This is a genomic window from Burkholderia sp. BCC1998, assembly GCF_905339875.1.
Classification (GTDB): domain Bacteria; phylum Pseudomonadota; class Gammaproteobacteria; order Burkholderiales; family Burkholderiaceae; genus Burkholderia.
Window position 1 is genome coordinate 82,043 of the sequence record NZ_CAJPHE010000013.1, and the last position, 19,769, is coordinate 101,811.

Genomic DNA, 19,769 nt, shown 5'->3' on the forward strand with positions numbered 1-19,769 from the left:
CATGGCACGTTTCTTCATCGATCGCCCCGTCTTCGCGTGGGTGATCGCACTCTTCATCATGCTCGGCGGCGTGTTCGCGATTCGCGCGCTGCCCGTCGCGCAGTATCCGGACATCGCGCCGCCCGTCGTCAGCATCTATGCGACGTATCCGGGTGCGTCCGCGCAGGTCGTCGAGGAATCGGTGACCGCGCTGATCGAGCGCGAGATGAACGGCGCGCCGGGGCTGCTGTATACGTCCGCGACGAGCAGCGCCGGGATGGCGTCGCTCTATCTGACGTTCAAGCAGGGCGTCAACGCCGATCTCGCGGCCGTCGAAGTGCAGAACCGGCTGAAGACGGTCGAGGCGCGGCTGCCCGAACCCGTGCGGCGCGACGGCATCCAGGTCGAGAAGGCCGCGGACAACATCCAGCTCGTCGTGTCGCTGACCTCCGACGACGGCCGGATGAGCGACGTGCAGCTCGGCGAATACGCGTCGGCGAACGTCGTGCAGGCGCTGCGCCGCGTCGACGGCGTCGGCCGGGTGCAGTTCTGGGGCGCCGAATATGCGATGCGGATCTGGCCCGACCCGGTGAAGCTGGCCGGGCACGGCCTCACCGCGTCGGACATCGCGTCGGCCGTGCGCGCGCACAACGCGCGCGTGACGGTCGGCGACATCGGCCGCAGCGCGGTGCCGGACAGCGCACCGATCGCGGCGACGGTGTTTGCCGACGCGCCGCTGAAGACGCCGGCCGACTTCGGCGCGATCGCGCTGCGCACGCAGCCGGACGGCGCCGCGCTCTACCTGCGCGACGTCGCGCGCATCGAGTTCGGCGGCAACGACTACAACTATCCGTCGTACGTGAACGGCAAGGTCGCCACGGGCATGGGCATCAAGCTCGCGCCGGGCTCGAACGCGGTGGCCACCGAGCAGCGCGTGCGCGCGGCGATGGACACGCTGTCCGCCTACTTCCCGCCGGGCGTGAAATACCAGATCCCGTACGAGACGTCGTCGTTCGTGCGCGTGTCGATGAACAAGGTCGTCACGACGCTCGTCGAGGCCGGCGTGCTGGTGTTCCTCGTGATGTTCCTGTTCATGCAGAACCTGCGCGCGACGCTGATCCCCACGCTCGTCGTGCCGGTCGCGCTCGCGGGCACGTTCGGCGTGATGCATGCGGCCGGCTTCTCGATCAACGTGCTGACGATGTTCGGGATGGTGCTCGCGATCGGCATCCTCGTCGACGATGCGATCGTCGTCGTCGAGAACGTCGAGCGGCTGATGGTCGAGGAAGGGCTCGGCCCCTACGACGCGACCGTCAAGGCGATGCAGCAGATCAGCGGCGCGATCGTCGGCATCACGGTCGTGCTGACGTCGGTGTTCGTGCCGATGGCGTTCTTCGGCGGCGCGGTGGGCAACATCTACCGCCAGTTCGCGCTGGCGCTCGCGGTCTCGATCGGTTTCTCGGCGTTTCTCGCGCTGTCGCTGACGCCCGCGTTGTGCGCGACGCTGCTCAAGCCGGTGTCCGGCGACCATCACGAGAAGCGCGGTTTCTTCGGCGGCTTCAACCGCTTCGTCGCGCGCTCGACGCAGCGCTATGCGACGCGCGTCGGCGCGATGCTGAACAAGCCGCTGCGCTGGCTGGTCGTGTACGGTGCGCTGACCGCGGCGGCCGCGCTGATGCTCACGCAACTGCCGAGCGCGTTCCTGCCCGACGAGGACCAGGGCAACTTCATGGTGATGGTGATCCGCCCGCAGGGCACGCCGCTCGCGGAAACGATGCAGAGCGTGCGCGAGGTCGAGTCGTACATTCGTCGCGACGAGCCGGCCGCGTACACGTTCGCGCTCGGCGGCTTCAACCTGTACGGCGAGGGGCCGAACGGCGGGATGATCTTCGTCACGCTGAAGAACTGGAAGGAGCGCAAGGCCGGGCGCGATCACGTTCAGGCGATCGTCGCGCGCATCAACGCGCGCTTCGCGGGCACGGCGAACACCACGGTGTTCGCGATGAACTCGCCGGCGCTGCCCGATCTCGGTTCGACGGGCGGCTTCGACTTCCGGCTGCAGAACCGCGGCGGGCTCGACCATGCGGCGTTCAGCGCCGCGCGCGAGCAACTGCTCGCGGCGGGCGGCAAGGATCCGGCGCTCACCGACCTGATGTTCGCCGGCACCCAGGACGCGCCGCAGCTCAAGCTCGACATCGATCGTGCCAAGGCGTCGGCGCTCGGCGTGTCGATGGACGAGATCAACACGACGCTCGCGGTGATGTTCGGCTCCGACTATATCGGCGACTTCATGCACGGCACGCAGGTGCGCCGCGTGATCGTGCAGGCCGACGGGCGGCACCGGCTCGATCCGGACGATGTGCAGAAGCTGCGCGTGCGCAACGCGCGCGGCGAGATGGTGCCGCTCGCGGCGTTCGCGACGCTGCACTGGACGCTCGGGCCGCCGCAGCTCACGCGCTACAACGGCTATCCGTCGTTCACGATCAACGGCTCGGCCGCGCCGGGGCACAGCAGCGGCGAAGCGATGGCCGCGATCGAGCGGCTCGCCGCGAAACTGCCGGCCGGCATCGGCTACGCGTGGTCGGGGCAGTCGTTCGAGGAGCGGCTGTCGGGCGCACAGGCGCCGATGCTGTTCGCGCTGTCGGTGCTCGTCGTGTTTCTCGCGCTCGCGGCGCTGTACGAGAGCTGGTCGATCCCGTTCGCGGTGATGCTGGTCGTGCCGCTCGGCGTGATCGGCGCGGTGCTCGGCGTCACGCTGCGCGCGATGCCGAACGACATCTACTTCAAGGTGGGGCTGATCGCGACGATCGGGTTGTCCGCGAAGAACGCGATCCTGATCGTCGAAGTCGCGAAGGACCTGGTCGCGCAGCGCATGTCGCTCGTCGACGCGGCGCTCGAGGCCGCGCGCCTGCGGCTGCGGCCGATCGTGATGACGTCGCTCGCATTCGGCGTCGGCGTGCTGCCGCTCGCGTTCGCATCGGGCGCCGCGTCCGGCGCGCAGATGGCGATCGGCACCGGTGTGCTCGGCGGCGTGATCACGGCGACGGTGCTCGCGGTATTCCTCGTCCCGCTGTTTTTCGTGATCGTCGGCCGCCTGTTCGACGTCGGCCCGCGCCGGCGCGGCGGGTCGCGGCCGGCGACGATGGAGGGTGCGCAATGACGTTTCACCTGAAGGCGCGCGCGACGTCGCGGGCCCCGGTCGCGCTGGCCGCTGCACTCGCGTTCGCGCTCGCCGGCTGCTCGCTCGCGCCGCGCTACGAGCGGCCGGCGGCGCCGGTGCCGGCCAGCTATGCGCCGGTCGACGGCGGCACGCAGCCGGCGTCGGTCGCGGCGCCTGTCGATGCCGCGCTGCTCGACGACTGGCGCGCATATTTCACCGACCCGGCGCTGCAGGCCTGGATCGACGCGGCGCTCGCGAACAATCGCGACCTGCGGATCGCGGCCGGCCGGCTCGACGAAGCGCGCGCGCTGTACGGCGTGCAGCGCGCGGACCGGATGCCGTCGCTCGACGCGAACCTCGGCTACGAGCGCACGCGCCAGTACGACCCGGTCGTGCGCGAGAGCGCGGTGAGCGGGCTGTATCGCGCGGGCGTGGGTATCAGCGCGTACGAGCTCGACCTGTTCGGCCGCGTGCGCAACCTGTCCGATGCGGCGCTCGCCGAGTATTTCGCGACGGCCGACGCGCAGCGCACGGTGCGCATCGGCGTGATTGCCGAAGTCGCCGGCGCGTACGTTTCCGAACGGTCGTTGCACGCGCAACTGGCGCTGGCGCGGCACACCCTCGACGCGCGCGAGCGCATCGCCGCGCTCACGCAGCGCCGCTATGCGGCCGGCACGAGCGATGCGATCGAGCTGCGCTCGGCCGAGATGCTGGTCGCGTCCGCACGTGCGTCGCAGGCCGCGCTGCAGCGCGAACACGCGCAGTCGGTGCGCGCGCTGCAATTGCTTGCCGGCGATTTCGCGCGCACGGTGCCGGCCGACGGCACCGCGCTCGACGCGCTCGCGATCGCGCCGGTGGCACCCGGCGCGCCGAGCGCGCTGCTCGAGCGGCGGCCGGACATCCGGCAGGCCGAGTCGCGGCTCAAGGCCGCGAACGCGCAGATCGGCGCCGCGCGCGCCGCATTCTTCCCGCGCGTCGCGCTGACGACCGACTACGGCTCGGTCAGCGACGCGTTCTCGAGCCTGTTCGCGGGCGGCACGAGCGTGTGGACGTTCGCGCCGCGCATCACGCTGCCGATCTTCGCGGGCGGCCGCAATCGCGCGAATCTCGACGTCGCGACCGCGCGCAAGCACATCGCGGTCGCCGAATACGAGAAGACCGTGCAGACCGCGTTTCGCGAAGTGGCCGACGCGTTCGCCGCGCGCGACTGGATCGATCGCCAGCTTGCCGCGCAGCAGGACGTGTACGCGGCCGACGGCGCGCGGCTGAAGCTCGCCGAGCGTCGTTATGCGGGCGGCGTCGCGACGTATCTCGAACTGCTCGACGCGCAGCGCAGCACGTACGAGTCGGGACAGGAACTGATCCGGCTCAAGGAACTGAGGCTCGCGAATGCGATTGCGCTGTATCGCGCACTGGGCGGCGGGTGGACGCCGGCTTCAGCCGGGGAGGCCGCCGCGTGATTCGCTAGCTGTGCGGGTGGCGATCGCGCATTGCGATGTGTCGTCGCCACCCCGGCCGGTGTGGCTTCCATCCGGCCATCGGCACGGATCGACGATGAACGCATCCGCGCGTCGTCGTCATCCACGTAGTTTCTCCCCGCTGTCGAGCTGAAGCGCGCCTTCAACCCGCAACGCATCCTGGCGACCGATCGCGTCGTCACACGGCCTCGAGCGTGCCGGACTTCCTCCTGTTTCGATTCCATCCAGGGCGCCGAAACGTCGCGTGCGCGTTGTCGCGCAGGTACGCCGAATGTCGTGACGGCGCACGGCATTACATGCGGCTTTTAATCGCGGCTTGACGATTCAATTGATTCTTGTATCGGGAATAATGACGGGTGACGAAATGTCGCGGTAAAACGTTTGTGCGGATTGCGCAATCGTTTGCGCGAGAAATCCGCAGCACCGAAAATCGGCCGTTAATTTCCTCTCAGTTGAAAATCGATGAATGCATTCGTTGCGGTCGGGCAACGATGGCAGGATCGGACAGAATTTTGGCCTTTTTGATTGGTAATCCGGCGAAGCCATATCCAGCAAGGAAAGGCGGGGAATAAGCGATCCCGAAAAGAAAATGTCTTTAATTTTCAGTCGGTTCTAGAAAATCAAAAAGGACTGCGGATGAAAATATCTGGATTGAGAATTTCAAGGAAACAGTGGGTTTGAAAGTACGCAAGGCGAAGATTGTCATTTGCGATTTGACAATGCTTTACAGAATTCTTTCATTCATATCTCGATAATGCCGCCTCGTGACGGACGGGAGCCAACCACACGCTGCCTTTTGTATCCGCCACGTCGTCCATTCCCTTTGCAATTCTCACGGAAAACGTCATGAAAAAATCCCTCCTGGCCGCTGTCGCACTCGCAGCCCTGTCCACCTCGGCCTTCGCAGCCGGCACCGGCACGATCAACTTCACGGGCGAGATCGTCGCGGGCGCGTGCGGTATCGATTCGGGTTCGGTCAACCAGACCGTGAACCTCGGCAAGGTGCCGACCCACACGTTCAAGAAGGCCGGTGACAAGTCCGAGCCGGTCAAGTTCGACATCGTCCTGACCGACTGCGACACCAGCATCTCGAAGAACGCGTTCTTCACGTTCACGGGTACGTCGAACGCGGCCCAGCCGAAGCTGCTCGCCACGATCGGCTCGGCAACTAACGTCGGCATCCGCGTACAGGGCGCAACGGGCGAAGACCTCGACAACGGCGTCGAACAGGCCGCTGCAACCCTGCTGCAGAACGGCAACAACACCGTGCGCTTCGCTGCACGCTACGAAGCGACGGCAGCCGACGTGACGCCGGGTACGGCCGACGGCGTCGCGAACTTCACGGTTCGCTACCAGTAAGCGGCCGTCACGGAGGAGGGGTGCGCGCACCCTTTCTCCGGCTTGTCCTCCTGCCCAGTTTTTCTCGGACTTCCGGTAGCGCCGCGTGCGAATCAGACATTCCTTCCTTTGCGTCTCCGTGCTGGTGGTCGGCAGCCAGAGCCATGCGACGGAATTCAATTCGTCGTTCCTCGACATCGACGGCTCGAACAACGTCGACCTGTCGCAGTTCGCGCAGGCCGACTTCACGCTGCCGGGCGAATACATGCTCGACGTGCAGGTCAACGACCTGTTCTACGGGCTGCAGGCGATCCAGTTCATCGCGCTCGACCCGTCCGGCGCAGGCAAGCCGTGCCTGCCTCCGGAACTCGTCGCGCAGTTCGGGCTGAAGCCGTCGCTCGCGAAGGACCTGCCGCGCTTCCAGGGCGGTCGCTGCGTCGATCTCGGCGCGATCGAGGGCGCCACCGTGCGTTACCTGAAGAGCGACGGTCGGCTCAAGATCACGATTCCGCAGGCCGCGCTCGAATTCACCGATTCGAACTACCTGCCGCCGGAGCGCTGGTCCGAAGGGATTCCGGGCGCGATGCTCGACTATCGCGTGATCGCGAACACGAACCGCAACTTCGGTTCGGGCGGCGAGCAGACGAATTCGATCCAGGCCTACGGAACGATCGGGGCGAACTGGGACGCGTGGCGCTTTCGCGGCGACTACCAGGCGCAGTCGAACGCGGGCAGCAGCGCGTACGCGGATCGCACGTTCCGCTTCAGCCGGCTTTACGCATTTCGTGCGCTGCCGTCGATCCAGTCGACGGTGACGTTCGGCGACGACTACCTGAGTTCGGACATTTTCGACACGTTCGCGCTGACCGGCGCGTCGATCCGCAGCGACGACCGCATGCTGCCGCCTTCGCTGCGCGGCTATGCGCCGCTGATCGCGGGCGTCGCGCGCACCAATGCGACCGTGACCGTCTCGCAGGCGGGCCGCGTGCTGTACGTGACGCGCGTGTCGCCGGGCGCATTCGCGCTGCAGAACATCAACACGAGCGTGCAGGGCACGCTCGACGTCGCGGTCGAGGAAGAAGACGGCAGCGTGCAGCGCTTCCAGGTGACGACGGCCGCCGTGCCGTTTCTCGCGCGCACCGGACAGCTGCGCTACAAGGCCGCGGTCGGCAAGCCGCGGCAGTTCGGGGGCGCCGGCATCACGCCGTTCTTCGGTTTCGGTGAAGCGGCGTACGGCCTGCCGCTGGATTTCACCGTGTACGGCGGCTTCATCGCCGCGTCGGGCTATACGTCGATCGCGCTCGGTGTCGGGCGCGATTTCGGCACGTTCGGCGCAGTCTCGGCCGACGTCACGCATGCGCGTGCGCGCCTGTGGTGGAACGGCGCGACGCGCAACGGCAACTCGTACCGGATCAACTATTCGAAGCATTTCGACACGCTCGATGCCGACGTGCGCTTTTTCGGCTACCGCTTTTCCGAGCGCGAATACACGAACTTCGCGCAGTTCTCGGGCGACCCGACCGCATACGGCCTCGCCAACAGCAAGCAGCGCTATTCGGCGACGCTGTCGAAGCGCTTCGGCGACACGTCGACCTATTTTTCGTACGACCAGACGACTTACTGGGCGCGCTCGTCGGAGCAGCGCATCGGCCTCACGTTGACGCGTGCGTTCTCGATCGGTGCGCTGCGCAACCTGAACGTCAGCCTGTCGGCGTTCCGGACGCAAAGCGCGGGCACGAGCGGCAACCAGTTCTCGGTGACCGCGACGCTGCCGATCGGCGGTCGTCACACGGTCACGTCGAACCTGACGACAGGCAACGGCAGCACGAGCGCGAACGCAGGCTATATCTACGACGATCCGGACGGCCGCACCTACCAGGTCAACGCGGGCGCGACCGATGGCCGCGCATCGGCGAACGCGAGTTTCCGCCAGCGCACGTCGACCTACCAGTTGAGCGCACAGGCGTCGACGGTCGCGAACGCGTATGCGGCCGCGTCGCTCGAGGTCGACGGCTCGCTCGTCGCGACGCAGTACGGGCTGGCTGCACACGCGAACGGCAACGCGGGCGATACGCGCCTCCTGGTCTCGACCGACGGCGTGCGCGACGTGCCGCTGTCCGGCACGCTCACGCACACCGACTCGCGCGGCTATGCAGTGCTCGACGGGATCTCGCCGTACAACGTGTACGACGCGACCGTCAACGTCGAGAAGCTGCCGCTCGAAGTGCAGGTGTCGAACCCGATCCAGCGCATGGTGCTGACCGACGGCGCGATCGGCTTCGTCAGGTTTTCGGCGGCACGCGGCAGCAACCTGTACCTGACGCTGACCGACGCGGCCGGCAAGCCGCTGCCGTTCGGCGCGTCGGTGCAGGACGCGGCGAACGGCAAGGAGCTCGGCATCGTCGGCGAGGGCGGGGCCGCGTTCCTGACCCAGGTTCAGCCGAAATCCGCGCTCGCGGTGCGCGCGGGCGAACGCACGCTGTGCACGGTGGACGTGCTGCCGAACCAGCTTCAACTCGAAGGCACGCCGATTCCGGTGACGTGCCAGGCATCCGGCGAGTCGCACGCAGCGGCCGCACGGATCGAACGATGATTTCACGGATCCAGCGATGAACCACGTTTTCTCCCTTTCCTTCCTGCGACGCGCGTCGTGCATGCTGAGCGCGGCGAGCGCGCTGCTCGCCGGTGTCGCGCACGCGGCGATCGTCCCGGACCGCACCCGCGTGATCTTCAACGAAGGCGAACAGGCCGCGATCGTCACGATCACGAACAAGAGCACGACGTATCCGTATCTCGTGCAGTCGTGGCTCGAGGACGCGAAGGGCAACAAGATCGCGTCGCCGCTGATGGTCGTGCCGCCGCTGCAGCGCATCGAGGCGAACGAGCGCAACGTGCTGCGGATCGCGAAGCTGCCCGGTGCCGCGCTGCCGGCCGATCGCGAATCGGTGTTCTACCTGAACATCCGCGAAGTGCCGCCGAAGTCCGATATACCGAACACGTTGCAGATCGCGCTGCATACGCAGATGAAGCTGTTCTACCGGCCGAAGGCCGTGCAGCCCGCGCGCGACGAGGACTGGACGCTGCCGATGACGCTGCGGCTGGACCCGGCCGCGCACACGCTCGTGTTCGACAATCCGACGCCGTACCACGTGACGGTGGTCGAGGTGACGGCAGGCGCGCAGAAGACGCCGGTGCCGATCGAGCCGGTGATGGTGAGCCCGATGAGCACGGCCGGCGTGCCGTTCAAGGCCGCGACGCCGTCGACGCTGTTCGTCACGCATATCGACGATTACGGCGGCCAGGTGGCGGTCGAATACGCGTGCGACGCCGGTGCGTGCAAGAGCGTGAAGCGATGAGCGGCGGGATGCGCGAACGGCAACGGCCGGCAGCATGGCTGCGCTGGCTCGTGCTTGCGTTGCTGGTCGCGGCGGCGCAGCCGGCGTGGGCGCTGCGATGCCTGACGAACAGCGGCGCGACCTCGCTGACCGAGCCGATCGGTGGCGTGGCGTCGTATCCGACCGACGCGCCGGACGGCTACGTGATCTGGGTGTCGCCGGTCCGCACGACATCGGGGTATTGCTACAAGGATCTCGGCGATGCCGACAGCCTGAAAGTCGTCGACAACATTTACTTCTACGCGAATCCGAACCGCACGAACCCGGCGGCGTGGGGGCTGGAGATCGGCATCCGCTACCAGGGCGTCGACTACTTCGACAAGACGAGCAATCGCGGCGGCGGGGTGTTTACCGGCTATGCGGTGCCGCCGTGCAGCAGGGAAGACTTCGATCGCAGGCGTTGCGAGCAGACCCGCATCAGCATCGACTACCAGGTCGTCGTGCGCAAGAAGGGCAACTGGGTCCAGCCGCCGAGCGATATCTATACGGTGTTCCAGTTCGACGGCGAGTTCGGGCTGAATGCATTCGGCACGAGCTTCCAGTACCGCCTGAGCGGCCTGCGCAACCTCAAGCCGACGCCGTGCTTCGTCGACGTGCTCGTGACGCCCGAACCGGGCATCGTCAACTTCGGTCAGGTGCAGGCGGTGGGTAACGGCTTCCTGCCCGCGGTGCCGCGCAAGCCGTTCTCGTTGTCGTTGTCCAAGAAGTGCAACGTCGCGGTGCGCGTCGACGGTTATTTCGAAACGAGCTATCCGCTGCAGAACGGCCTGCTGGTGCCGGCGAAGGACAGCAATTTCGGGATCGGCATCGAGGACAGCAAGGGCAACGCGATTCCGTTCAACCAGCAGTTCACGCTCGCGCAGTTTCCGTCGAACGTGATGAATCAAAGCGTGCGGATGGACGCGGTGCTGAAGTCGTTCGGGCCGCCGAAGATCGGGCGGTTCGATGCGACCGCAACGATCCGGCTGTTCATCTACTGACGCGCGCTGCGTGCGCGGCCGGACGCGCCGCGCGCGCCATGAAAGAAGCGCCGGCATGCCGGCGCTTCTTTGCGGCGCTCCCGACGCCGTGCCACACCCACCAGGCGCCGCGGGCCGTTTACGGTGCCATGCCAATTCCTTCCCGCGGAAAGCTTTCCCCACGCCACCGCTCCGCGGCAGCCATCCCGTCCGACAAAAACACGGATCCCGTCAATTAATCAGACAAATCCTGACGATCTGAAGGGGCATTTCGTAATCGTATTGAGAATGATTTGCGTTTACGTTAAATTGCGCTATCTCGAAATCTGACGGAGCAGATCGATGGCAATGGCGGAAGTGCTCGAACGGCCGGCAGCCGCAGCGGCGAACCCGTTCCTCGGCAGTTGTCCGGACCTCCCGTCACGTCCCGCACCGCGGGCGCATCGCGGCGCGCAGCCGCGTGCGCAGGGCGCGCTGCTCGACGTGCTGATCGCCCATCGCGCGATGCTCGTCAACGTCGCGCGCGGCTTCGTCGGTTGTGCGAGCCGGGCCGAGGACGTCGTGCACGACGTGTTCGTGAAGCTCGTCGAGTTCCCGAACCAGGACGCCGTGCGCCAGCCGGTCGCGTACGTGACGCGGATGGTGCGCAACGCGTCGATCGACGCGTGCCGCCGGCAAAGCCTCGAGAACGTCTATCACACGGAAGAGGACGACGGCTTCGACGTGCCGTCGCCGGAACCGACGCCCGAGGCCGCGCTGCTGACGCGCGACACGCTGCGCCGCGTATGGGCCGCGCTCGACGACCTGCCGGCGCGCAGCCGCGCGGCGTTCGAGATGGTGCGGCTGCGCGAGGAGACGCTGCAGACCGCGGCGCGCGCGCTGAACGTGTCGCAAACCCTCGTGCATTTCATGGTGCGCGACGCGGAGCGGCACTGCGCGGAATGCCTCGACGCATGCCATCGCGGCGTCGCGTGCCCGGTGTTTCTCGGCGGGCGCGCGCGGCGACGGTAAAAAAACGCGCCGGCCAATCGTCTTCAAGACAGGAGCGGCCGATTCAACGGTCCAACGATCCGACGGTCCGGTCACTTGCCGCTTCGCATCCTTCAACCGCTTCCCGTTTTTTCGATCATGACGCAAGCCACGACGCCTTCCGCCGATACCGACGACCTCGTCTACACGGTCGTCATCAACGACGAAGAACAGTATTCGATCTGGCCGACGTTCCGGCCCGTGCCGGCCGGCTGGCGCGAGGTCGGCGTGCGCGGCCCGAAAGCCGACTGCCTCGCGCACATCGAGACCGTCTGGACCGACATGCGCCCCGCGAGCCTGCGCCGCGCGATGGACGGCGAGCGCGCGACGCGCACGTCGTGACCCGCCGCGCCGCGATCCGGCGCGTCACCTGAAGAGGACGTTGCATGACCCTGCTTTCGTTGCCGACGCTCGACGACCTGCGTATCGAGCCCGGGCTGCCCACCGTCGTGTCGCCGCGCAGCGCCGACGGCATTTCGATCGACGAGATCGCGCCGCTCGCGCAGGCGATCGCGGCCGACACGCTCGAACGGGCGGGCGGTGTGCTGTTCACGGGCTTTCACGTGCCGTCGATCGATGCGTTCCAGCGGTTCGCGGCATCGTTCGGCGATCCGCTAATCGGCTATGAATACGCGTCGACGCCGCGCAGCCAGGTCGAGGGCGCCGTCTACACGTCGACCGAATACCCGCCGCACCGCGCGATTCCGCTGCACAACGAACAGTCGTACACGCGCGAGTGGCCGCTGCGGATCTGGTTTCATTGCGCGCTCGCGGCGCCGAAGGGCGGGGCGACGCCGATCGCGGACAGCCGCGCCGTTTATCGCGCGCTCGATCCGGCGCTCATCGCGCGCTTCGAGCAGCGCGAACTGCTGTACGTGCGCAATTTCGGCCAGGGGCTCGACCTGCCGTGGCAGCAATCGTTCGGCACCGACGCGCCGGCCGAGGTCGAGCGGATGTGCGCGGCGCGCGGGATCGAATGCGCATGGCGCACCGACGACGACGGCGAACTGCTGCTGCGCACGCGCGAACGCTGCCAGGCCGTCGCGCGCCATCCGCGCACGGGTGAGCGCGTGTGGTTCAACCAGGCGAACCTGTTTCACCTGTCCGCGCTCGACGACGACATGCAGGAAGCGCTCGTCGACGCGGTCGGGCTCGAGAACGTGCCGCGCAACGTGTACTACGGCGATGGCGCGCCGCTCGAGGCCGACGCGCTCGCCGAGATCCGCGGCGTGCTCGACCGCCAGCGCATCGTGTTCCCGTGGCGGACCGGCGACGTGCTGATGCTCGACAACATGCTGACCGCGCACGCACGTGACCCGTTCGAGGGGCCGCGCAAGGTGGTCGTCGCGATGGCGCAGAGTTACACGGTCCCGCGCGCGACCGAACGGAGGACCGATGACGCGTAGTACCGCCGCGCTGGCCGCGCGCGGGCTGAGCGTGGGTTATCGCGACCATGTCGTGATCGACCGGCTGGACCTGTCGATCGCGGCCGGCCGCGTCACGGCTCTGTGCGGCCCGAACGGCTGCGGCAAGAGCACGCTGCTGCGCACGCTCGCGGGCCTGCAGCCCGCGCGTGCGGGCCAGGTCGACGTGAACGGCAAGCCGCTCGCGTCGTTTCGCCGCCGCGCGCTCGCGCGCGAGCTCACGATGCTCGCGCAGTTCAACCAGATTCCGTCGGGCCTGACGGTGCGCGAGCTCGTCGCGTACGGGCGCTACGCGTACGGCGGCTTCCTGCGCGGGCTGTCGCGCGCCGATCATGCGGCGATCGACGAGGCGCTCGACACGAGCGGTCTCGCCGGCGACGCCGGGCGCGACGTCGGCGCGCTGTCGGGCGGCGAGCGGCAACGCGCATGGATCGCGATGGCGCTTGCGCAGCAGGCGCCGATCGTGCTGCTCGACGAGCCGACGACCTATCTCGACATCCATCACCAGCTCGACATCCTCGACGCGCTGCGCGCGCTGAACCGCGCGCGCGGGCTGACGATCGTGTGGGTCCTGCACGACCTGAACCAGGCGGCGGCGTACAGCGACGACATCGTGCTGATGCGTGCCGGCCGCCTCGTCGCGCAGGGCTCGCCCGACGCGATGCTGGAGCCGGCGCGGCTGCGCGCGGCGTTCGGCGTCGACATGCTGAAGCTCGCGCATCCGCAGACTGGCGCGCCGATGTGCGTGCCGGCCTACGGGCCGCCGGCATCGGGCACGGCGGGCGCGTTCGATCGCACAGTCCAGCGGGATATCGCCGTATGACGACGTTCGCGATGCGCAAGCGGCTCGCCGCGAGCGGGCAGGGCGCCCACGGTGCGATAGCCGGCCGCCGCGCCGGCGCGCTCGCGCTCGGCCTCGTTGCACTGATCGCCGTGCTGGCGGTGCTGCGCGTCGCACCCGACCTGCGCGTGTGGTGGAACGCCGTGCCGGGCAGCGACGCGGCCGCGCTCGCGGCCGTGTTCCTGTTCGATCTCAACCTGCCGCGCGTCGCGGCCGCGCTCGCGGCGGGCGGCTGCCTCGGCATCGCGGGCGCGCTGTTCCAGTCGCTCACGCGCAACCCGCTCGCGTCCCCCGACCTGCTCGGCGTGACGGGCGGCGCCCAGCTCGGCCTGCTCGCGGCGATGCTGGTGCCGGCGCTCGCCGGGGTCGCATCGGTGCCGCTGCTGTTCGTCTGCGGGCTGGTCGCCGCCGCGTGCGCGATCGCCGCGGCCGGCGGCTGGCGCGCGACGCCGCTGCGGCTCGTGCTCGCGGGCAGCGTCTGCATGCTGCTGTTCGCGGCGCTGTCGACGCTCGTGCTCGCGTTCTTCGAGCAGAACATCGCGGGCGCCGCGCTGTGGACCAACGGCAGTCTCTATCAGCCGGGCGCGACCGGGCTCGCGCTCGCCGCACGCTGGCTCGTCGTGCCGCTGCTGGCGCTGCCGTTCGTGATCCGGCCGCTGAATCCGCTCGCGCTCGGTGACGAGGCGGCGGCCGCGGCCGGCGTGCGTGTCGACGCGACGCGGCTCGCGGCGACGATCGTCGCCGTCGCGTTCACCAGCGTGGCCGTCAGCATCGCGGGCCCGCTGTCGTATGTCGGGCTGGTCGCGCCGAACCTGCTGCGCCAGGTGCGCGGCGCACGCGCGGCGCGGCTCGGCGTGCTGGTGCCGCTGTCGGCGCTCGCGGGCGGTGCGCTCGTGCTCGTCACCGACAGTGCGGTGATCGCGTCGGGCCTCGACGCGACGCTGTCGACCGGCGTCGCGATCGCGCTCGTCGGCACGCCGCTGATGCTCGCGATGATCCGGCGCGGCGCCGCGTGGTCGGGCGTGCTGCACGCACAAGCCGAACGCGCGGCCGGCGGCGGGGCGACGCGCATGGTCGGCTGGCTCGAACGGCTCGGCTGGCCGCTGCGCTCCGCGCTGTTCGTCGTGGCCGGCGCGCTCGTCGTGTTCGTCGGCGTGTCGGCCGGCCCCGAATGGCTGTCGCCGGCACGCTGGTCCGCCGCGCTGTCGGGTCACGATTCCGTCGCGCGGATGCTGATCGACCTGCGCATGCCGCGGCTGCTGTGCGCGCTCCTCTCGGGTGCGCTGCTGGCGGTGAGCGGGGTCGCGATGCAGAGCGTCGTGCGCAACCCGCTCGCCGGCCCCGAAGTGCTCGGCGTCACGCAGGGCGCAGGGCTCGTCACGCTGTTCGCGTTGTCGACGTGGCCGCTGATGGGGCACGTGACGCTCGCGGCGGCCGCGTTGAGCGGCGGTGCGGCGTCGCTCGCGATCACGCTCGTGCTGAATCACCGGCATCGTTACGCACCGCTCGCGGTCGCGCTGACCGGCATCGTGACCGGCGCGCTCTGGACCACGCTCGCGCAATGGCTGATCACGCAGCAAAGCGTGCAGCCCGCGCGCTTCGTCGTCTGGCTCGTCGGCGGCACCTACGGCCGCAGCTGGGGCGAGGTGTCGATGCTGCTGCCGTGGTGCGTGCTGGCGCTGCCGGTATTCGCATGGCTCGCGCGGCCGCTCGACATGCTCGCGCTCGGCGACGACCAGGCGGCCGCGCTCGGCCTGCCGGTCGCCGCGCTGCGGCCGCTCGCGCTGACGATCGCGACGCTCGCCGCCTGCGCGGCCGTCGCGGCGGTCGGCCCGGTCGGCTTCATCGGGCTGATGGCGCCGCACGTCGCGACGATGCTCGGCGCGCGCCGGCATCGCACGCGGCTGTGGCTCGCGGCCGCATGCGGCGCGCTGATTCTCGGCCTCGCCGATCTGGCCGCCCGCACGGTCGTCGCGCCGCGCGAAGTGCCGGCCGGCGTGCTGACCGCGCTGATCGGCGCGCCTTACCTGCTCGGGTTGCTGATCCTCGAGGGGCGCCGCGCCCGGCGCGCGGGGCGATGACGCCGGCGCTCGACGGCGCACGCGCCAAGCGATTCTCCGCGTTCGCGCCCGAACCGTTCGCCGCGCATCTCGACGCCGTGTGGCTCGGGACGCCCGACGACACGCACGCGCCGGGCCGGATCGTCGTGCCGGTCAGCGCGCTGCCCGAGCATCGCGATGCGGTGCTCGACGCGATGGTCCGCCACTACGGCGGCGATCCGGCGCTGCATGCGCGCGCGCTGGTGTCGCAATGGAGCAAGTACTACTTCGGCCGCGCGGCGCCCGCCGGCGTGGTCGCCGCGCTGACGCTCGGCCGGCCGCTCGACATGGCGCCGGAGCGCACCTTCGTCGCGCTCGACGACGGCATGCCGGCCGCGCTGTACGTCGCGCCGGACGCGCTCGGCGCGCCGTGCGACGAACCTGCGCCGCGCTATGCGGGGCTCGTCGCGCATCTCGGCGCGGTGATCGACGTGCTCGCGGCGATGGGCCGCGTCACGCCGCGCGTGCTGTGGAGCAACGCGGGCAACCTGCTCGACTATCTGCTCGACACGTACCGCGCGCTGCCGTGCGCGGCCGATCCCGTTCGCGATGCCGACTGGCTGTTCGGCGCGTCGTGCGTCGCCGGCGAGCCGAATCCGCTGCGCATGCCGGTGCGCGACGCCGTGCCGCGCTCGCCGCTGCTGCCGACGCCGTTTCGCGCGCGCCGCGTGTGCTGCCTGCGCTATGAAATTCCTGGAGAAACGCAACTGTGTGGAAGCTGCCCGCTGCTATTGACGATGGACGACGCGGCGCTGGCCGGGCAGGACGCGATCCGGTGATGCCGGTACCGCATGCCGGCCGCCGCCATGCGCTCGCGGCACTGGCTGCGCTCGGCGCCGCGTGCTGCGGTGCGCCGGCCGCCGCGATCGCGGACGGCGCACGCGGCGGGCAGGGCGGCATGCCGTCGCAACCGGGCCGCTCGCTCGCCGCCAACCCCGTCGTGTCGCAGGCGAGCGCGACGATGCCCGTGCGGCCGCAGCGCGTGGTCGCGCTCGACTTCATGTTCGCGGAAAGTGTGATCGCGCTCGACCTCGTGCCGGTCGGCATGGCCGATACCGCGTTTTATCCCGGCTGGCTCGGCTACCAGAGCGACCGGCTCGCGCACGTGACCGACATCGGTTCGCGGCAGGAGCCGGGGCTCGAGGCGATTGCCGCGGTGAAGCCCGACCTGATCATCGGCGTCGGCTTCCGGCATGCGCCGATCTTCGCCGCGCTCGACCGGATCGCGCCGACGATCCTGTTCCAGTTCAGCCCGAACGTGTCGGAAGACGGCGTGCCCGTCACGCAGCTCGACTGGATGCGCCAGATCTTCCGGACGATCGGTCGCGTGACCGGGCGCGAGGCGCGCGCGCAGGCGGTCGAAGCGCAACTCGACGCAGGGATCGCGCGCAATGCGGCTCGGCTCGCGGCCGCGGGCCGCGGCGGCGAACGCATCGCACTACTGCAGGATCTCGGGCTGCCCGACCGCTACTGGGCCTATACGGGCAACAGCACGTCGGCCGGCCTCGCGCGCGCGCTCGGGCTCGATCCGTGGCCGAAGAAGCCGACGCGGGAAGGCACGCTCTACGTGACGTCCGCCGATCTGCTTCGGCAACGCGATCTCGCCGTGCTGTTCGTCACCGCGACGGGGATGGACGTGCCGCTCGCGTCGAAACTCGATTCGCCGGTGTGGCGTTTCGTGCCCGCGCTGCGCGAGCGCAGGATCGCGCTCGTCGAGCGGAACATCTGGGGATTCGGCGGCCCGATGTCGGCGCTGAAGCTGGCCGACGTGATGACCGATACGATGCTGAAGCTGCCGGCCGTGCGCTGAACGCGCGGCGGGTCGTCGGCGGGTGGGGCGGCGTGGTCGCGAATTGCATTGTCTCGCGCGTGTGGCGCGAATGCCTATTTCGCTGCATTACGTCGGCGTCGTAAACAACTACGTACACCGAACGATATATTTCCGGTGCTTCCGGTGCTTCCGGTGCTTCCGGTGCTTCCGGTGCTTCCGGTGCTTCCGGTGCTTCCGGTGCTTCCGGTGCTTCCCGACGCTCACCATCCTTCGAACCTGAAACCGCCTGCGTGCAGCATCCGCTGCGCGCAGGCGGCCGGTGTTTGACGATACTTACGCGCTCAGCGCATCCGCACCATCGCGTACGCGTGACCGCGCGGGCGTCGTGTCGCTGACGATCTGCCCGTTGTCGAGCTTCAGCAGGCGATCGGCGAGACCGAAATAGCGGTCGTCGTGCGTGATCACGATCACGGCCTTGCCGCGCGCGCGCAGCTCGGGTAGCAACTGTTCGTAGAACACCGCCTTGAACGACGGATCCTGGTCGGCCGCCCATTCGTCGAACAGGTAGAACGGCCGGTCCTCCAGGTACGCGACGACGAGCGCGAGCCGCTTGCGCTGCCCGGTCGACAGCGCGCGGTTCGAGAACGCGCCGTCGACGACCTTCACCTTGTGATCGAGCGCGAGCTTCGCGACCAGCGCGTTCGCGCGCGCATCGGCCTGCGCCCGCGCCGGATCGTCGGGATCGACGATGCCGAGCAGCGCATCGAACAGGTGGAAGTCGTTGAACACCGCGCTGAAACGCTGCCGGTACGCGGCGCGCTCGCGCCAGCCGATCGGGCGGCCGTCGACCTCGATCGTGCCTTCCTCCGGCTCGTAGAGCCCCGTCAGCACCTTCGCGAGCGTCGTCTTGCCGCTGCCGTTGCCGCCGACGATGAACACGAGCTCGCCCGGCCGGATCGTCAGGTCGATCGGCCCGATGCGGAACATCCGTTCGTCGCGCTCGTGGAAATACGCGTGCGTGACGCCGCGCAGCGTGACGGCGCCTGCCGGCGGCACGTCGGGTGCGTCGCTGGCGGGCGGCACCGTCCGCAGCGCGCCGAATTCGGCCATCACGCCTTCGATGCGCCCGAGCGACACGCGCGCCGCGTTGACGGTCGGCAGGTTGTTCAGCAGACCGTCGAGCGGCACCAGCATGAACAGGAACACGACGACGTAGCCGGCCGCCGTGCCCGCATCGGCATGCACGCCGAGCTGCGGCCAGAACGCGGCCGCGCCGAGGAACACGTAGAACAGGAAGATGATCCAGCCGACGCCGACCGCATACGCGCTGAACGCGCGGCGGCGGTGGTCGCGCACCTCGCCGATCGCGGCGCCGAGCTGGCCGTCGACGAACTGGCGCGCGCGCGCGTCGTGCAGCTTCAGCTCCTTCGCGCCGGAGAACAGCGAGCCGAGATAGCCGAACAGGCGGTCCTGCGCGTGGCCGGCCGCCTCCAGCGACGCGATCGCGCGGCGATCGCCGGTGTGGTAGCCGAGCGAGCCGGCGACGATCGCGGTCAGCGCGAGCACGCACACGGGCCACGACAGCCACGCGAGATAGCCGAGGCAGCCGAACACGATCGAGCCGTGCATCACCAGGTTCGGCAGCGCGAAGAACAGCATCGACACGTTGGTCGCGTCGTCGGTCAGCACCGACTGCACGGGCGCCGCGCCGATCCGCTCGATGTCGCGCAGCTCGGCCGCGCCGACGCGCCGCGCGAGATGCACGCGCAGCCGCGCCATCGTGTCCTGCGACAGCCGGGCGAACAGCGTGCCCGACACGATCCGCGTGACGAGCGCGATCACCGCGCACAGCGCGAAGCGCCACGCGAGCGCCGCGTCGGCCGCGCCGGGCGTCGCGAGCGCGCGGTTCAGCGTCGCGACGAGCAGCACGCTCGCGACGCCGTTGAGCACGCAGGCGACGAGCGCCAGCGCGAGCGACGCGCGGCTTTCGCGCAGCAACGCGAGGATCAGGCGGGCCGCGGGGCGGCCGGGGGAGGCGTCGAGGGACGGCGGGGAAGAAGGCTCGTGGGCAGCGGTCATCGGCAACGTCGGTAAATGAAGGGCAGGCAAACCCTGCGGAAACGGCAAGACTGATGCGAAAGCGGCGCGCGGGGCGGGCCCGGTTGCGACTTTCCTCCCTGATAGACGAACGGGCCGCGCAAATATTTAGCCCTGCCTTCAAAAAATGCATCCGTGCCGGCTTTGCGCGCAAAACGGTAAAAAATCGGCCGCGCCGTTCGTCACACCAGTGAAGCCG

At 69.0% G+C, this 19,769-nt stretch carries 14 protein-coding genes; 13 read left to right on the plus strand and 1 reads right to left on the minus strand.

Annotated elements, in window-relative coordinates:
* The first annotated feature begins 1 nt into the window (after position 1).
* The 13 genes from U5A56_RS22230 (at position 2) to U5A56_RS22290 (ending at position 17,512) form a co-directional block, all read left to right on the plus strand.
* Positions 2-3,139, plus strand: a complete 3,138-nt coding sequence (locus U5A56_RS22230; protein WP_321924581.1) for a multidrug efflux RND transporter permease subunit — start codon at positions 2-4, stop codon at positions 3,137-3,139.
* Positions 3,136-4,599 carry an efflux transporter outer membrane subunit gene (locus tag U5A56_RS22235; RefSeq protein ID WP_321924583.1) on the plus strand — a complete coding sequence of 488 codons (1,464 nt, stop codon included), beginning with the start codon at positions 3,136-3,138 and terminating at the stop codon, positions 4,597-4,599. Before U5A56_RS22230 ends, U5A56_RS22235 begins: the two co-directional genes overlap by 4 nt.
* 864 nt (positions 4,600-5,463) lie before the next feature.
* The gene (locus tag U5A56_RS22240; protein WP_044843588.1) at positions 5,464-5,976 is read left to right on the plus strand and encodes a fimbrial protein; all 513 of its coding nucleotides are present in this window, start codon (positions 5,464-5,466) and stop codon (positions 5,974-5,976) included.
* A gap of 118 nt (positions 5,977-6,094) precedes the next feature.
* Positions 6,095-8,548, plus strand: coding sequence for a fimbria/pilus outer membrane usher protein (locus U5A56_RS22245; protein ID WP_321924700.1), 2,454 nt, complete (start codon positions 6,095-6,097; stop codon positions 8,546-8,548).
* Between the two features lie 16 nt (positions 8,549-8,564).
* Positions 8,565-9,311 carry a molecular chaperone gene (locus U5A56_RS22250; RefSeq protein WP_321924585.1) on the plus strand — a complete coding sequence of 249 codons (747 nt, stop codon included), beginning with the start codon at positions 8,565-8,567 and terminating at the stop codon, positions 9,309-9,311.
* Positions 9,308-10,330 carry a fimbrial protein gene (locus U5A56_RS22255; protein ID WP_321924702.1) on the plus strand — a complete coding sequence of 341 codons (1,023 nt, stop codon included), beginning with the start codon at positions 9,308-9,310 and terminating at the stop codon, positions 10,328-10,330. The genes U5A56_RS22250 and U5A56_RS22255 overlap by 4 nt, the downstream gene beginning before the upstream one ends.
* Before the next feature lie 321 nt (positions 10,331-10,651).
* On the plus strand, positions 10,652-11,320 hold the full coding sequence (locus tag U5A56_RS22260) for an RNA polymerase factor sigma-70 (protein ID WP_044843584.1): 669 nt from the start codon (positions 10,652-10,654) through the stop codon (positions 11,318-11,320).
* A 117-nt stretch (positions 11,321-11,437) separates the two neighbouring features.
* On the plus strand, positions 11,438-11,680 hold the full coding sequence (locus tag U5A56_RS22265; protein WP_044843583.1) for an MbtH family protein: 243 nt from the start codon (positions 11,438-11,440) through the stop codon (positions 11,678-11,680).
* Positions 11,681-11,724: 44 nt separating this feature from the next.
* Complete coding sequence (locus U5A56_RS22270) at positions 11,725-12,744, plus strand: TauD/TfdA family dioxygenase (RefSeq protein ID WP_321924587.1); 1,020 nt, start codon at positions 11,725-11,727, stop codon at positions 12,742-12,744.
* Positions 12,734-13,585, plus strand: a complete 852-nt coding sequence (locus tag U5A56_RS22275) for an ABC transporter ATP-binding protein (protein ID WP_321924589.1) — start codon at positions 12,734-12,736, stop codon at positions 13,583-13,585. The genes U5A56_RS22270 and U5A56_RS22275 overlap by 11 nt, the downstream gene beginning before the upstream one ends.
* A complete protein-coding gene (fhuB, locus tag U5A56_RS22280) occupies positions 13,582-15,684 on the plus strand; it encodes a Fe(3+)-hydroxamate ABC transporter permease FhuB (protein ID WP_321924591.1) in 2,103 nt (700 codons plus the stop codon). The genes U5A56_RS22275 and fhuB overlap by 4 nt, the downstream gene beginning before the upstream one ends.
* Positions 15,681-16,481 (plus strand): siderophore-iron reductase FhuF, encoded by an 801-nt coding sequence (gene fhuF, locus U5A56_RS22285; RefSeq protein WP_321924593.1) that lies wholly within the window; start codon positions 15,681-15,683, stop codon positions 16,479-16,481. Before fhuB ends, fhuF begins: the two co-directional genes overlap by 4 nt.
* Complete coding sequence (locus tag U5A56_RS22290; RefSeq protein WP_321924595.1) at positions 16,481-17,512, plus strand: iron-siderophore ABC transporter substrate-binding protein; 1,032 nt, start codon at positions 16,481-16,483, stop codon at positions 17,510-17,512. Before fhuF ends, U5A56_RS22290 begins: the two co-directional genes overlap by 1 nt.
* A gap of 294 nt (positions 17,513-17,806) precedes the next feature.
* Here U5A56_RS22290 and U5A56_RS22295 read toward each other — a convergent pair whose 3' ends face one another.
* Positions 17,807-19,552 carry a cyclic peptide export ABC transporter gene (locus tag U5A56_RS22295; RefSeq protein WP_044843577.1) on the minus strand — a complete coding sequence of 582 codons (1,746 nt, stop codon included), beginning with the start codon at positions 19,550-19,552 and terminating at the stop codon, positions 17,807-17,809.
* Between the last annotated feature and the right edge of the window lie 217 nt (positions 19,553-19,769).